Origin of the sequence: Anaerofustis stercorihominis DSM 17244 (assembly GCF_000154825.1) — a bacterium.
Taxonomy (GTDB): domain Bacteria; phylum Bacillota; class Clostridia; order Eubacteriales; family Anaerofustaceae; genus Anaerofustis; species Anaerofustis stercorihominis.
In genome coordinates, this window is sequence record NZ_DS560019.1 from 891,029 (window position 1) to 906,753 (window position 15,725).

The 15,725-nt window shown below is 33.0% G+C and carries 15 protein-coding genes and 1 tRNA gene; 7 read left to right on the plus strand and 9 right to left on the minus strand.

Annotated features, from left to right (window positions below; translation table 11 throughout):
• Positions 1 to 10 precede the first annotated feature (10 nt).
• The 6 genes from fusA to rpsF all read right to left on the minus strand — a co-directional run bounded on the left by fusA (position 11) and on the right by rpsF (position 4,235).
• A complete protein-coding gene (gene fusA / locus ANASTE_RS09000; RefSeq protein ID WP_007050705.1) occupies positions 11 to 2,098 on the minus strand; it encodes an elongation factor G in 2,088 nt (695 codons plus the stop codon).
• A 94-nt stretch (positions 2,099 to 2,192) separates the two neighbouring features.
• Positions 2,193 to 2,624, minus strand: coding sequence for a DUF948 domain-containing protein (locus ANASTE_RS09005; RefSeq protein WP_007050706.1), 432 nt, complete (start codon positions 2,622 to 2,624; stop codon positions 2,193 to 2,195).
• A gap of 9 nt (positions 2,625 to 2,633) precedes the next feature.
• Positions 2,634 to 3,011, minus strand: coding sequence for a hypothetical protein (locus ANASTE_RS09010; protein ID WP_007050707.1), 378 nt, complete (start codon positions 3,009 to 3,011; stop codon positions 2,634 to 2,636).
• A 222-nt stretch (positions 3,012 to 3,233) separates the two neighbouring features.
• Positions 3,234 to 3,479 carry a 30S ribosomal protein S18 gene (gene rpsR, locus ANASTE_RS09015; protein WP_007050708.1) on the minus strand — a complete coding sequence of 82 codons (246 nt, stop codon included), beginning with the start codon at positions 3,477 to 3,479 and terminating at the stop codon, positions 3,234 to 3,236.
• Between the two features lie 24 nt (positions 3,480 to 3,503).
• Positions 3,504 to 3,926 carry a single-stranded DNA-binding protein gene (locus ANASTE_RS09020; protein WP_007050709.1) on the minus strand — a complete coding sequence of 141 codons (423 nt, stop codon included), beginning with the start codon at positions 3,924 to 3,926 and terminating at the stop codon, positions 3,504 to 3,506.
• A gap of 21 nt (positions 3,927 to 3,947) precedes the next feature.
• Positions 3,948 to 4,235 carry a 30S ribosomal protein S6 gene (gene rpsF / locus ANASTE_RS09025; protein WP_039945495.1) on the minus strand — a complete coding sequence of 96 codons (288 nt, stop codon included), beginning with the start codon at positions 4,233 to 4,235 and terminating at the stop codon, positions 3,948 to 3,950.
• 281 nt (positions 4,236 to 4,516) lie between these two features.
• Between rpsF and ANASTE_RS09030 the strand changes: the two genes are divergently transcribed.
• Positions 4,517 to 4,604, plus strand: a tRNA-Ser gene (locus tag ANASTE_RS09030).
• Positions 4,605 to 4,781: 177 nt separating this feature from the next.
• Here ANASTE_RS09030 and ANASTE_RS11510 read toward each other — a convergent pair.
• Together ANASTE_RS11510 and ANASTE_RS09040 are read right to left on the minus strand one after the other, a co-directional pair.
• Positions 4,782 to 6,125, minus strand: a complete 1,344-nt coding sequence (locus ANASTE_RS11510; RefSeq protein WP_007050711.1) for an LCP family protein — start codon at positions 6,123 to 6,125, stop codon at positions 4,782 to 4,784.
• A gap of 121 nt (positions 6,126 to 6,246) precedes the next feature.
• Positions 6,247 to 7,377, minus strand: a complete 1,131-nt coding sequence (locus tag ANASTE_RS09040; RefSeq protein WP_007050712.1) for a DUF362 domain-containing protein — start codon at positions 7,375 to 7,377, stop codon at positions 6,247 to 6,249.
• 108 nt (positions 7,378 to 7,485) lie between these two features.
• Between ANASTE_RS09040 and tilS the strand changes: the two genes are divergently transcribed.
• The 6 genes from tilS to ANASTE_RS09070 all read left to right on the plus strand — a co-directional run bounded on the left by tilS (position 7,486) and on the right by ANASTE_RS09070 (position 13,620).
• Positions 7,486 to 8,880 carry a tRNA lysidine(34) synthetase TilS gene (gene tilS, locus ANASTE_RS09045; RefSeq protein ID WP_007050713.1) on the plus strand — a complete coding sequence of 465 codons (1,395 nt, stop codon included), beginning with the start codon at positions 7,486 to 7,488 and terminating at the stop codon, positions 8,878 to 8,880.
• Positions 8,864 to 9,397, plus strand: coding sequence for a hypoxanthine phosphoribosyltransferase (gene hpt / locus ANASTE_RS09050; protein ID WP_007050714.1), 534 nt, complete (start codon positions 8,864 to 8,866; stop codon positions 9,395 to 9,397). Before tilS ends, hpt begins: the two co-directional genes overlap by 17 nt.
• A gap of 107 nt (positions 9,398 to 9,504) precedes the next feature.
• Positions 9,505 to 11,388 carry an ATP-dependent zinc metalloprotease FtsH gene (ftsH, locus tag ANASTE_RS09055; protein WP_039945498.1) on the plus strand — a complete coding sequence of 628 codons (1,884 nt, stop codon included), beginning with the start codon at positions 9,505 to 9,507 and terminating at the stop codon, positions 11,386 to 11,388.
• Positions 11,378 to 11,773, plus strand: coding sequence for a thioesterase family protein (locus ANASTE_RS09060; protein WP_007050716.1), 396 nt, complete (start codon positions 11,378 to 11,380; stop codon positions 11,771 to 11,773). The genes ftsH and ANASTE_RS09060 overlap by 11 nt, the downstream gene beginning before the upstream one ends.
• 146 nt (positions 11,774 to 11,919) lie before the next feature.
• Positions 11,920 to 12,288: a helix-turn-helix domain-containing protein gene (locus ANASTE_RS09065; RefSeq protein ID WP_052294610.1), complete on the plus strand. Its 369-nt coding sequence runs from the start codon at positions 11,920 to 11,922 to the stop codon at positions 12,286 to 12,288.
• 99 nt (positions 12,289 to 12,387) lie between these two features.
• On the plus strand, positions 12,388 to 13,620 hold the full coding sequence (locus ANASTE_RS09070) for a CaiB/BaiF CoA transferase family protein (protein ID WP_007050718.1): 1,233 nt from the start codon (positions 12,388 to 12,390) through the stop codon (positions 13,618 to 13,620).
• Between the two features lie 33 nt (positions 13,621 to 13,653).
• On the opposite strand, the gene ANASTE_RS09075 is transcribed toward ANASTE_RS09070, so the two are convergent.
• Positions 13,654 to 15,618 carry a fructose-1,6-bisphosphatase gene (locus tag ANASTE_RS09075; protein WP_007050719.1) on the minus strand — a complete coding sequence of 655 codons (1,965 nt, stop codon included), beginning with the start codon at positions 15,616 to 15,618 and terminating at the stop codon, positions 13,654 to 13,656.
• Positions 15,619 to 15,725 lie beyond the last annotated feature (107 nt).

Consider the following 15,725-nt stretch of genomic DNA (forward strand, 5'->3'; position numbering starts at 1 on the left):
TTTAAAATATTTATTTTTTAGCTTCTTTTCTGGCATTTGCTTCATCAATAATTTTCTGGCTTGCCATTTGAGGAACTTCGTCATATCTTTCAAATTCCATTGTGAAAGAACCTCTTGCCTGAGTCATAGATCTGAGTTCCGTAGCATATTTAAACATTTCTCCCAAAGGTACTTCTGCTGTAACCATCGTTTTTCCGTTACCAACAGGATCCATTCCAAGAACTCTGCCTCTCTTCTTGTTTAAGTCTCCCATTACATCCCCTGTGTTATCATCAGGTATTGTAATTTCAACTTTATATATAGGTTCGAGTAAAATAGGGTTAGCTTCAGCCATACCTTGTTTATATGCAAGGTTTGCAGCCATTTTAAAGCTCATTTCGTCTGAATCTACAGGGTGGAATTTTCCGTCAAATAGAGTTGCTTTAAGACCAACTACGGGATATCCCGCAAGTACGCCGTGTTTGATACATTCTCTAAGTCCCTTTTCTACCGCAGGGATAAAGTTTCTAGGAACTGCTCCGCCTACTACTGCATCCACAAATACAAGATCGTCTTCCAAATTATATGTAGGTTCGAAATCTATATTTACAACACCGAACTGACCTCTTCCGCCTGATTGTTTTTTATGTTTACCTTCGGCTGTTGCTTTTTTCTTAATCGTTTCTCTATATGGGATAATAGGAGGTGTAAGTACAACTTCTATACCATATTTATTTTTAAGTTTATCTTTTACTACTTCAAGATGAGTTTCACCCATTCCATATAAAACATTTTGATGAGTTTCTTCATCTCTTTCAACTACAATTGTCGGATCTTCTTCTTTTAATTTAGCTAGCCCCGTAGATAATTTATCTTCATCTCCTCTTGATTTCGGTTCTATTCCCGTAAATATGATTGATTGAGGGAATTCAATCGGATTAAATTTAATATTATCTTTAGGATCACAAAGTGTATCCGATGTTTTTGTATAAGCAAGTTTAGCAAGTGCTCCTATATCGCCCGGATGCATTTGCATGACTTCTTCTTGCTTTTTACCTATCAAAGTATAAATCTTAGCGATTTTTTCTTTTTTATCTTGATTGGTATTATTAAGTTCCATTCCCGGTTTTAATATACCGCTCTTGATTTTAAATAATGATAATTTACCGACAAATGGGTCTGCTATTGTTTTAAATACAAATAAACTAAGCAGTTCATCATCCGCATAATGTCTCTGTGCCTGTTTTCCGTCTTGGTCTACTTTAGCCGCTTTGGCTTCGATAGGTGTAGGGAAATTATATACTATGGCATCTAGGAATTTATCTACAGCGATATCATTTAATGCACTTACACAGAATACCGGGATAAGTTCTTCATTTGCTATTGCGGTCTTAACTCCGGAATGAAGTTCTGCTTCCGTAAGAGTACCGTCTTCATCTTCAAAGTATTTTTCCATTAATTCTTCATCTGTAGTTGCTGCAATTTCAAATATGATATCTTTATATTTAGATGATTTTTCAATTGTTGAATCTGGTACGTCAGTAATCGTTACTTTACCATGTTCGTATGTATAAGCTTTGTTATCAAAAATATCAGCTACGCTGTTAAAACCTACTCCTTCATTGATCGGGATTTGGAAAGGTACGATTTTAGGTCCGGTCAGAGCCCTAAGTTCTTCCATGACTTTATGAGTATCTACATTTTCTCTGTCAAGTTTGTTTATTACAAATGCAACCGGAATGCCTCTTTCTACAGCCATTTCATAAGCTTTTTCAGTTCCTACCTGAACTCCGCTTATTGCATCTACCACTATTACCGCTGTATCTGCTACTCTAAGTGCAGAGCATTGTTCTCCTATGTAATCAAAATAACCCGGAATATCAAGTACATTTATTTTAACTCCGCCGTGTTCGATAGGAATTAAAGATGTAGAAATTGAACTACTTTTAGCTTGTTCGCACGTATCATAATCCGAAATCGTAGTACCGTCTTCTGTCTTTCCAAGTCTTTCTATAAGACCCGCTTTCAAAGCCATAGCTTCTGCAAGCAAGGTCTTACCTGAGCCTCCATGTCCAAGTAATGCAATGTTTCTTATATCCTTGGTTTTATAAGTTTTCATTTTTGTTTTTTCCTTTCGCTTTTATTTTTGATAATATTATAAAAGGCCGCAGCTATACACTTAGTTTTCAGCCACAACCTCGATGTCCATAATATTATTGTTTATATAATTTTTTTCTTAGTTTTTTCTCTTTCCTTCTGTTAAAAAAGTCTTTTACTACCATCGCTGCAAACATGACGTTTTTTGCGGTAGAATATACTTTTTTTACTTTCATGGTTCCTTCCATGATTCCGGAGGGATCATCTAAGGGAGTTTTAAGAGCTGTTTCTATACCTTTTACAGAGCTGTTTACTTTGTTTGTCAGCTCAACTGCGTCGCTTGTGATATGTTCTACATTTTCTATAATGGAGTTTATATTTTTTGTATTGTCTTCTGTTATTGTTTGTACATCTTTTAGTAATGTGTTTACTTCGTTCATTGTTTTTGATAATTTATTTACCGTTATAATCAAATATATAATCAATATTACTAAAGCAATGCAAAGAGCAATCAACGCCATATCTAAGGGACTGATATTTATATTCATTTACTTCTCCTACATAAGCTCTTCATCAAACTTAAGTTCAAAATCGTCTATATCTTCGTTTTCTTTTTTATCTTCGCTTAATTCGCTGCTTGCTGATTTGACCATACCTTTTAAATCATCTATTTGTTCATCGGCATAGTTTTTTGCTTCTTCGATTTTTCCTTTTGCTGCGTCAAATACAAAGTCAGCTCCTTCTTTAGCTTGTTTTGATAAATTTTCTGCCTTTTCCAAAGAATGTTGTGCAAAAGTAGCTAGTTCATCTTTAGCAATGTAGTAATTATCCAATGCTATATCCATAAGCTCTTCCTTGTTGTCATAGGCATATTTTGCTGCAATACCTGCAATTACACCTATTGTTAATCCTGCTAAAAATTTTCCGTTTGACATAATTTCTGTCCTCCTTAATACATCTATTTATATATTATCACATTTCAGGTAAAAAATACATATAATTTTTATTTGATTTACTTTCGTTTTCATTCAATAATAATAAAATGAAACTATTAGTTATTTTTATATTTTTATTTATAAATTATTTAAAGTTTAGTAATTGTAACGTTATTAATAAAAAAAGACATACATTTATGTATGTCCTTATAATTTACTTAATTATTCAGTAGTATATGGTAATAATGCTGCGTTTCTTGCGATGTTTACAGCTTGTGTAACACCTCTTTGATGTTTGGCACATGTACCGGTTACTCTTCTAGGTAAAATTTTGTATCTTTCAGATACATATTTTTTAAGTAATTTTGTATCTTTATAATCAATGTGTTCTATTTTATTTTCGCAGAAATAGCAAACTTTTTTTCTTCTTCTAAATCCGCCGTTAGAACCTTGTCTTTGCATAGCCATAGCTTTTCTCCTTTACTTAATTAATTAAAATGGCATATCATCGTCGTCCATTTCACTAAAGCCGTCCATTGGTACGCCGAATTCGTTATCCTGAGACTTGTATGAATTATTATTTCTCATACCATCATTTTTGGAACCAAGGAAAGTGACTTCTTCGGCAACGACTTCGGTCACATATCTTTTGCTTCCGTCATTTGCGTCATAGCTTCTTGTTTGTATCCTGCCTGCTACAGCCGTTTGTCTTCCTTTTGAAAGATATTGGCCGCAAAGCTCCGCAGTTTTTCCCCAAGCAACTATTGGGATAAAGTCTGTTCCTCTTTCTCCGTCTCTTGACTTAAATGTTCTGTCAACTGCTAGTGTAAATGTACTAACACTTGAACCTGAAGTTAAAACTCTTGTTTCAGGATCTCTTGTTAGACGTCCTATCAATACTACTTTGTTTAGCATTTTTATCTCCTAAATATAAGATTAATATCTTTTTACGATAATGTCTCTTATGATATCTTCTGTAATTCTGAATGTATGGTTTAGTGCGTCTAAACAAGGTTTTTCAGCTTCAAAATTAATTAATGTATAGTATGCGTCACGATACTTGTTGTTAATTTTGTATGCTAATTTTTTCATGCCCCATTCATCAACTTCTTCAACCTTACCACCATTACTTGTGATTACGTTTTGAATTTTTTCAACCATTGCCTTAACTTCTTCTTCAGTCATGTCAGGTCTAACAGCGAATAATGTTTCATATTTTTGCATATCTTTCACCTCCTTATGGACTCATGGGGAAAACTTTAAATTTTCCCAAGGATGTGACGAATTGTCACAGTTAAATTATTATATCCTTTAAAATCCTTTTTGTAAAGGCTTTTTATAACTTTTTGTTGATAAAAAAGTGTTTTAAATATATATTAACTTTTTAATAAGTGTTATATTTTATATTTTATTTATCAACTTTTTTATAAAAAATATTAAATTTTATAAAAATATCTTGAGAAAAAAGTTATATTATGTTAATTTAATATTCGTAAGTAAAAAACGGAGGATTGACCGAGTGGCTAAGGAGCTCGCCTGGAAAGTGAGTAAGGTGTAACAGCCCCGCGGGTTCGAGTCCCGTGTCCTCCGCCATATTTGATTTTATTATCCTTTTAATGATTTAAAAGGATATTTTTTATTTTATTTCTTATTTGTTCTTTTAGTAATGTGATTTAAGCTTTTTGATTATATACTATTGATTTTTTATCGAGTATTTTGTAAATAATAAATCTTGTGACTTACATTAAAAAAAGCCCTTTTGGGCTTTTTTTATTTTGTATATACTTTTGAATCTATTGCATATTTCGTTGTATACAGAGTTTTATTTTCGTATTCTGTATTTCGTTGTTCCACTGTCGGAGAAACCGTATAGTCCGTTCCGTAGATTATTTTATGAAGATACTGTACATTTTCTTTTAATGTATCAAATATCAAGCACCATCCTCCGTTGATGGTCCCAGATTTCATAAGGTCGTTTTTAGTAAGCGATTTTGATTTCGGACCACCGTCTCCTTTTAAGTATGCCATTATAATAGGCCACATATCGTTTGATGACATAGATGTTGTGATATAAGGAAGTACCGATTCAAGGGCTTTCTTCTGTGTTAAAAGACTGCTGCTTTTTAGTTTGGAATAAATTTTTCCTAGAACTATTCTTTGTCTTGCCGTCCTTTGGTAATCTCCGTTTCCCGCATATCTTATCCTACAGTAAGATAATGCTTGTTTCCCATCTAAATTTTGATTTCCGGCTTTTGTGAGTTCTTTTGATTTTGCACCTTTTAAAAGTCTGTTATTTTCTCTTATATATTTATTCAGATTGTCGATTTCATCTTCTTTTACATTTACAGTAATTCCGCCCAGTGCATCCACTATATCGGCTACTGCTTTAAAGTTTACTTCTGCGTAATCGTGAATATTTAAGTCGAAGTTTTCATTCAAGGTCTTTACTGTCATTATAGGACCGCCGAAGGAATGCGCAGCGTTTATTTTGTCAAAACCGTAATCCTCATCTCCGACTTGTGCAATTTTTATATAGGAGTCTCTGAGTATTGAAGTAAGAGTTATTTCTCCGGTCTTACTGTTTACAGAACAAACCATTAGTGAGTCGGTTCTTCCGTTTTCTTTCCCTCTTGAATCTACTCCGAATAAGGCATAATTTTTAATATATTTATTTTCTTTTCTGTAATAATCATTTACATAAGAAGATATCCCAAGTTCGCTGTCTCCCTTTGGAAAGTCAACGGTGTTCATTTTTGCGAATATTTGATTTACTTGATAATAAGCAAACGCCGATGCGGCAATCAAGAAAACAAGAATGAATACAGCAATTTTTTTGATTCTCTTCTTCCAAGGTTTTTGAGGCTTTTTCCTCTTTCCCTTAGGTCTTTTAGTCATTTTAGCAGGCTCTTCTCTTCTATGGTCCCTTGGGTCTTTATTGTTATTAGGTCTTTTAGGTCCGTTATTATTAGAAGGTCTTTTCCCTTTTGGTCTTTTGCTTGGTTTTTTTCTGTTTCTTTTTTCTTTGTCTCTTATTTTTCTAAGTTCACCAAGAGCTTCGTTTTCATCTATTTTGATTACTTCTCCGTCAGCTCTTCTGACTACAATTTTACCCATACTATAATAACCTCATTTTAAATATATTAGTATAAAATTAAATACTTAATCGTATTAATCGAAATTTGGTTTATTTTATCCATTTTATTTATAATATAACATTTATATTATGAAAGTATTATTACCTTATTAAAATTTTATTAAGAATAGGAGTTTTTACCTCTATTGCCTTACTTTGACACATTTCCTGACAGCAATAGCACCTTATGCATTTTGAATAGTCATAGCTTATCCTGTTTTCTTTTTCATTAAAACTTATGGCTTTGTCGGGAAGGGGACATGCATTAACACAAATTTTACATCTGATGCATTTCTTCTGTACAATATAAGGCTTCTTTAAAATAAATCTTCTGAACTTTTTATATTTATCAAATTTTCCTATCCCAACGGGTTCTCTTACTACGTCAAAGTCATTGTTAATAAACTTTTCAAAATCATCTCCGACGATTTCAATGTCTTCTTCTTTAGTCCCATAATTGATTTTTCTGGCATATTCTATAAAAGGAAGATAATTTCTGTCCAGATTTACCATTTTAGCAAAAATTATGTCAATTGCAATAGGGTCTTCGGAAATTAACAAAACATTCATCTTTGTCGGTGTTCCGCTTCCCGGTCCGTTTCCTTCCATTGCAACCACTCCGTCCATTATGTTGAGCTTAGGCTTTATGGTCTTGACCAGGTCGATAAGCATTTTTGAAAAACTTTCTCCGTCGGAGAATTTAACGTGGCTTGCTCCTTTATTAAATCCGTTTACGCAGCCGAAAATATTTTTTATCGCACCGGTTATCCTTGTAAGCTGATGAGTTTTCATTTTTGAAATACTAATAATACTGTCGCTCTCGGTTACTGCATTTGCTATCTCAAATTGCTTTGCGAAATCATTTTCGGGATTATGGACAGTGTTTCCCTGAGAAAAATCTTTTAATTCTATGTTGTATTTTTCTCCTATATCATATAGTCCGCTTTCTTTTGCTACGGATATGGTCGAGCCTTTTCCCGGAGAATCTCCGTAGGATATATTTTTATAATCATTTTCTTTTAGTATTTTTACCATTGCCTCAAAGACGCTTGGGTGAGTTGTAACTGCATATTCCGGACTTCTCGGTTTTAGAAGGTTTGGTTTTATTAGGATTTTTTCGTCTTTATTTACGAACTTTTCAATCCCTCCGACCAAATCTATCCCCTTTTTTAGGGCATTATATACATTTTCTATTTCATAGTTATCCAAATAAACTAATGCAACTTTTGACATGATTATCTCCGTTTATATTTTTAGATAGTATACCATAATTTTACTTTAAAGTGTAATATTTATGGTATTTACCTTGATAATTGCTTTTTACTTTATTAAAATGGACATATGAGAAAAAATTCAGCGAAGATTGTTAAAAAAGTAAAAGATTTTATTTTAAAGAACAATTTAATAAAAAACAAAGATAAAGTGATGATTGCTTTATCCGGAGGCAGTGACTCTGTTTGTTTGCTTCATATCTTGAATACATTAAAAAATGATATGGGATTTTCTTTATATGCTTTTCATTTAAATCATAATATCAGAGAAGAAGCAAAGAGAGATGAAAAGTTTGTTTTAGATCTATGTAAAACTTATGACGTCCCTTTATTTCTTGAAAGCGAAGATATGCCGGCGCTTCATGAAGACAGCAGTCTTGGATTGGAAGAAATAGGCAGAAAGAAAAGATATGAACTCATAAATAAAATAATGAAAGAAAATCATATTGATAAAGCTGCAACAGCTCATCATCTTCTTGACCATAGCGAAAGCATGATTTTAAATATGGTAAGAGGAAGCGGAATAAGAGGACTTAGAGGTATTTCCGTAAAAAATGATAATATAATCAGACCTATTTTAAATCTTACCAAAGAAGAAATTTTATGCTATATAGAAGAAAATGAACTCGAATACGTAACCGATGTGACGAATTTCGATACCGATTACAGCAGGAATAATATTAGGCATAACATACTTCCTCATTTGGAGGAAATAAATGATAATGTTTATAATCATTTTTTTGAGCTCTCGAGTGTTGCCGGAGAAGTAGACGATTTATTAAATGAGCTTGCTTCCGAAGTAAATATTATCAAAGAAGATAGCAAAGTTTATATAAGTCTGAAAGATTATTATTCTCTTCATATTGCGGTTAAAAAGCAGATATTATTCAATATGTTAAATCAGCTCGGTATAAAAAAAGATATAAATTCAAGGGCGATAAATAATATAGTTGATTTGATAGAAAAAAATAATACATCTTTTGAAATAAATTTAATAAATAATATTGTAGCAAAACGAAGATATGATAAACTATACTTTGAGTATTTAAGTAAAGATAAAAGAGAAAGTATAAATTGGGAAGTAGATAATAAAAATAAATTTGAAATCAAATACAATGATATTATCATCAAATTAGAAAAAAAAGATGTTTTAGACAAAAACAGTGAAGATAAATACGTGGATTATGATAAAATAAGGGGTAAACTTTTTTTAAGGACGAGAAAAGATGGAGATAAATTTTCTCCTTTTGGTTTAAACGGAAGTAAAAAGTTAAAAAAATATTTTATAGATAAAAAAATACCAAAGGAAGACAGGGACTTTATCCCGCTTTTAGTAGATGAAGAAAATATCGTTGCGGTTATAGGCTATGACATAAACAATAAATACAGGATAGATGAAAATACAAAAAATATATTAAGCATAAATTATAAAACTATGAGAGGTAAACATGAAAGAAGACATTAAAGAAATTTTGATCACCGAAGAAGAGCTTAAAGAAAAAGTTCAGGAGCTTGGTAAAATATTAACAAAGGATTATAAGGATAAAAATCCGCTTGTTATATGTGTTTTAAGAGGAGCGGTAATGTTCTTAAGCGATTTACTAAGAGAAATCGATACCTTTGTGGATATGGACTTTATGGCTGTATCGAGCTATGAAGGTACTAATTCTTCGGGAGTAGTAAATATCGTAAAAGACCTTACAACTAATATAGAAGGAAGAGACGTACTTATAGTAGAGGATATCCTTGATACGGGAAGGACTTTGGATTATTTGATGAGGATCTTAAATCAAAGACACCCTAAGAGCATGAAAATATGTTCATTACTTATTAAAAAGGGAAGAGAAGAAATAAAAGTTCCTGTGGATTATTACGGATTTTATATCCCTAACGAATTCGTGGTGGGATATGGACTTGACTATGATGATAAATACAGAAATCTTAAGTATATAGGTATACTAAAAGAAGAAGTTTATTCATAAAATAAAGATAATGTTAAAATTTTTTATATACTTTGCTAATTATTGTTAATAATTAATAAGTATGATAAAATAACTAATTAATAAAGGAAAGGAAATAGGTAAATATTTTGAATAAAAGATTTAAAACAGTGACTATATATATTGTTCTGATCTTAGGTACTTATTTACTTGTCAGCATGCTTACGGGATCACTAAATCCACTGTCGAGTTCTGCCAAGACAGAAAAAGCATCTTACAGTAAATTGGTACAAAATATAGAATCGGACAATGTAAAAAGTATAATTATAAATAGAAATAAATCCACTGCCAAATCGACACTGAAAAGCGGGGATACAATGCTTGTATCCAATGTATCCGTAACGGAGCTAGATAAACTTATTACAAGTTATATCACAGAAAAACCGGGAGAATTGGACGTAACATATGATGTGTCAAATCCATCGGGGTGGACCAGTGCTTTAATGGCACTTATATCCATAGGTCTACTGGGATTTTTGGTTTTTGTGTTCTTCTCTCAGCAGGGAGGCGGAGGAAATAAAGTGATGACTTTCGGAAAGAGCAAAGCCAAGCTTTATACAAAATCCGATAAGCAGTATACTTTTGCTGACGTAGCAGGAGCTGATGAAGAAAAAGAAGAGCTTGCGGAAGTCGTAGACTTCTTAAAATCTCCTAGAAGATATATTGACCTTGGAGCGAGGATACCTAAAGGGGTACTTTTGGTGGGACCTCCGGGAACAGGTAAAACACTCCTTGCAAAAGCGACCGCAGGAGAAGCAAAGGTTCCTTTCTTCAGTATAAGCGGTTCCGATTTTGTTGAAATGTTCGTGGGTGTAGGTGCCAGCAGAGTCAGAGATTTATTCGAAACTGCAAAGAAAAACTCACCTTGTATCGTATTCATAGATGAAATCGACGCTGTGGGACGTCACAGAGGTGCAGGTCTCGGCGGCGGAAACGATGAAAGAGAACAGACATTAAATCAATTATTGGTTGAAATGGACGGTTTTTCAAATCAGGAAGGTATAATCATCATTGCGGCTACCAACAGAGCCGATATATTAGACCCTGCTATTTTAAGACCGGGCAGATTTGACAGACAAGTAATGGTTGCTCCTCCGGATGTAAAGGGAAGAGAAGATATATTAAAAGTTCATTCTAAAGGCAAACCTTTGGCAGATGATATCGACCTAAGTATTATCGCAAAGAGTACAGCCGGCTTTACGGGTGCGGACCTTGAAAATGTGATGAATGAAGCAAGTTTGCTTGCAGCGAGAAAAAGAGAAAAGAAAGTTTCTATGAAGGATATCGAAGAAGCAATTAAGAGAGTAATTGCAGGTCCGGAAAAGAAAAGTAAAGTAATCACCGATGAAGATAAGAAAATCACTGCTGCTCATGAAGCTGGTCATGCAGTTGTAATGAAGAGTCTTCCTCAGTGCGATGAAGTCAGAGAAATTTCTATCATTCCTAGGGGAATGGCTGCTGGATATACTATTTCTCTGCCGGATAATGACAATTCTCATATGCCAAAAGGTAAACTTCTCGATTTGATATGCGGTCTTCTTGGAGGAAGAGCTGCGGAAGAAGTTTTGCTTGACGATATATGTACAGGAGCTTCAAACGATATCGAAAGAGCTTCAAAAATAGCAAGAAGCATGGTAACCGAATGGGGTATGTCTGAACTTTTAGGACCTCTCGGACTAGGAAGCGGACAGGACGATGTATTCATCGGAAGAGATTTCCTCAGAAGTAAAAACTACGGAGAAGAAGTTGCCAGTGCTATAGATAAAGAAGTAAGAGATATTATCAACGAATGTCATGAAAAAGCTATAAATATCTTAAAAGAACACAAAGATAAACTTGAACTTGTAACAAACGAACTTATAAAGAAAGAAACTTTGACCGGAGAAGAATTTGCAAGTCTTTATGAAACAGGCAAATATCCGGGCGAAGCGGAAGAAGCAAAGGATAAGGAAGAAAATAAAGATGAACAGTAAATTGACAGTTGGGCTTAAGAACGAAAGAGAATTAACAGTTGAAGAAAAACATCTTGCTTCAAGCAAAGGCAGTGGAGCCGCGGAAGTATTTTCCACTCCGGATATGCTTTTATTGATGGAAGGAACTTGTTTTAAATTAGCAGAAGAATACTTGGACGAAGGAGAATCTACCGTGGGAACGGCGGCAAACTTTAAACATTTGGCGGCAACTCCTCTCGGGATGAAAGTCAGATGTGAATGTGAACTTATCGAAGTAGACAGAAGAAGACTTTTATTTAAAGTCGATGTTTATGACGAACAAGAAAAAGTGGGAGAAGGTACTCACGAAAGATTTATAATAGACCAAGCAAAATTCGAAGCGAAAGCAGAAGCTAAAAAGAAATAAATCAAATATTTAAAAGAGCGGTAATGCTACCGCTCTTTTTTTATAAAAAGTTTATACATCAAACGTTATATTTTTCAAGATAATTTTTTATTTTATGTAATAATTAACTTATAAAAATAATTTATTAAATAAAGATGGTGTTTATAATGAAAATAGATTATAAAAAGTTAGGTGGAAAAATTAAAAAGGCAAGACAAAAAGAAAATTTAACCCAGGAAACTTTAGCCGAAATATTAGACTTATCAGCCAGTCATTTAAGTCATGTGGAAAATGGACTTGCAAAAGTATCATTACCAACTATTTATTCTATTGCCAAAATATTAAATGTAAGTTTGGATAATCTATTAGGTCTTGAATTTGAAAATGAATCATTATATGTAACGATAAAGGAAATAAAAAAATTATTGGAATTCTGTTCAATTACAGAAAAAGAATTATTATTTGAAAATCTTGAAATATTAAAATTGTATAATTTGAAAGAATATTTAGTAAAGTGTGAAAATTTAAGTATCTAAATAATTTATTATTTCAATATTTAATTACGATACGAATTTTTTAACTTTTCCTTTGATTACTAAGATGATATACTTTAATAAATATCGGAGGTTATAAATATGATAAAAGAAAATAATCAATCTAAGGATTATAAAAAAGTAAGAATGAACGGAGCATTGAGCAATTTAAAAATACTCGATTTTTCTACTCTTCTTCCCGGACCTTATGCTTCTTTGGTCTTTGCCGATATGGGTGCGCAGGTAATAAAAATAAGCTCCTCATCAAGACCGGATATCGTTGCGGATTATCCTCCTTTTGTAGACGGTACTGATTTATCAGCTAATCAAGCTTGGCTTGGCAGAAATAAAAAGAATTTATTTCTAAATTTAAAAAATCCTAAGGCAATAGATATCGTAAAAGAACTTATAATGGAATATGATATTATTTTGGAGCAGTTTCGTCCAGGAGTAATGGATAAACTTGGGCTGGGTTATGAAAAGCTTAAGAAAATCAATCCCAATCTCATATATTGTTCTCTTACTGGATACGGACAGACGGGACCTTTGAGCCAAAATGCGGGACATGATATAAATTACCTTGCAAGAAGCGGAAATATGGCGCATGCGGGAAAGGCTGATATCGGACCTGTTCTTACGAATATGCAGATTGCGGATGTTTGTGCGGGCTCGATGAATTCCGTAGTTGGTATATTGGCGGCTGTAAATTACAGGAATATGACAGGAGAAGGTCAGTATATAGATATTTCCATGTACGACGGGTTGATACCTTTCAATGCAATGGACGGTGCGGGTTTCTTGGTTTCGGGAGAAGAGCCTAAAAGGGAAAAACAAAGGCTTAACGGCGGATGTATATATGATTTTTACCAAACAAAAGACGGTGAATACCTCAGTGTAGGTTGTCTGGAGCCTCAGTTTTGGAGGGAATTTTGTATACTTATTGACAGGGAAGAATACATTGAAGGTTCGGTATGTCCGGAAGAAATCGATAATGTCAAAGAAGATATAAGAAATGTTATAAAGAATAAAACAAAAGATGAGTGGATGGAAATATTCAGCGGCAGAGACGTTTGTGTGGAACCTGTATTATCATTAAAAGAAGCATTGATTGAAGATGAGCATGTCAAGAAAAGAGAAATGGTCGTAGATGTAAAAAGCTCTCAAAATGAAGATATTAATATAAAACAAATGGGAAATCCAATAAAACTTTCGAAATGTCCTTATAATTATGAAAAGTCGGGATATCCTCTCGGATATCATACTAAAGAAATAATAACTTCCATGGGTTATTCAAGTGAAGAATTTGAAGAGATGAATAAAGAGGGAGTGTTCTAGGTTAAAAATAAAAAAGACCCTTATGGGTCTTTTTTAAGTCCTCTTTATGATACCCTTTTGATATGCAGTAAGAAGCATTTCAAGATAATATATTTCCTTTTTTATATCCTTTGCTTTATCGGTATCTTTAACAAGTATCCTCTTGTCATTATCATACAAAAATCTATGTTCGCTCCTGATATCAATTTCATGCTTGATTGCATAATCCACATTGTTGAATGGATGATGTGTTATCAAGTTCATCCCGTAAGAGTTATAAGTAAGTGTAAATCCCGCAATCCCGGTAACATCTCTGTAAGCTTTTGAATAGCCACCGTCTATCAATAACAGTCTGCCGTTAGCTTTTATAGGAGTTTGCCCCGCTTTTAATTTTATAGGCACATGACCGTTTATTATTCTCGAATAGCTGTCATGGAGTCCGAATTCTCCAAGTATATCTATGGCAACTTCTTCTTCGTTGGATTTTGTAAAATAAGATAAATATGTTTCTTTGTGTGTTTCTTTATCATTTATAAAATATCTTTCAAAAGTAGCCATTTTACTTTTCCCGAATAGAGGAGAATTGGGAGAGCACCATAAATACCAAAAGTAGGAGGTGTCTTTATTATCAGAGGTAATGGAACTTCTTAAATGATATTCCATTTTATCCATCAGTTCTTTTCCTTTATAATATTCTTCTCCGACCCTTACTTCTTTAAAGCTTCCGTCTTCGTTAAGAGGTATACATCCATGGAAGAGTAAATTTTTATTGTAAGTTAGATACATACTTCCTTTTGTTAGAAGTGTATCTATATGTTCACTCAGTTTTTCACTGGATATAAAGCTGTGCTTTAATGTTTTTATTATTTTTTCTTCCTCTTCTGTAAGTTTACTCACATCATCTTTATCGATAGTAGGAAAATCCTTTGTGTTTAATTCATACTCTATATCATCAATTATTATTGTTCCTTTATCAAAGTCACATTTGGATAACATATCTCTGTTATCCATTAAATACTCCGGATGTTTCTTTATTATTTGTGTTTCGAGTTTAAATTGAATGATTGTCATGGCTTTATGCATTTTAGCCATCAATGTTTCATCAATATCCGGATCTTCATCACTAAGTCTCGGAAAGAACTCCTTTAAATCTTCCTTTGAAGAGTTTTTGTATGTCGCAGAAGCAAATAATGATAGAGGAAGTATACCTATTCCGTATCCGTCTCTAAGTGTTTCTATATTTCCGTATCTGAGACAAATCCTTATTACATTTGCTATACATGCTTCATTTCCGTAGTTTGCGCCCATCCATACCACATCGTGGTTTCCCCACTGGATATCAACGCTATAATGATTTGATATTATATCCATTGCTTTATGGGCACCCCTGCCTCTGTCGTAAATATCGCCTATGATATGAAGATGATCTAAGTTTAAAGTCCTTATGGAACGGCATATTTTAACAATGAAATCTTCGCTTGCATTAGTATCGATTATTGTATCAAATATATTTTCAAAATATAATGCTCTTTTTTCGTCTTCATCATTTTTAAATAATAATTCTTCGATTATGTTTACGTAATTTTTATCTATATTTCTTCTGACTTGTTCTCTTGTAGATTTACTGGATACATTAGCCAATATTTCAATAAGGTATTTTAGCGTATCCTTGTACCATTCCTTATTTAATTTATCCTCAATAGAGAGAAGTTTGAGTTTCTTTACCGGATAATATATGAGGGTAATTATGGTGTTCAATTCTTCCTCATTTACTTTGTCTCCTATAGTTTCCGTTACTTTTCTTCTTATGCTTCCCGAACAGTTCCTAAGTACGTGTTCAAAGGCTTCGTTTTCTCCGTGAATATCAGTTATAAAATGTTCTGTTCCTTTCGGTAAGTTTAAGTTTGCGTTAAGCTCTATTATCCTTGCTCTTGTTTCACATACATTTGTATACTGCTTTGAGAATAAAGTCAGATAATCTTTATTGTCATATATCTCCTTTGTGCTAAATTTTCTCATTTTTTACCATCCTTATTTTATATACTCTAAATATGTATATTAAATACTATATTTATTTATAATAATCCAATTTTGTGAAAAGAAGATTAATTTAAAATTAAAATAAA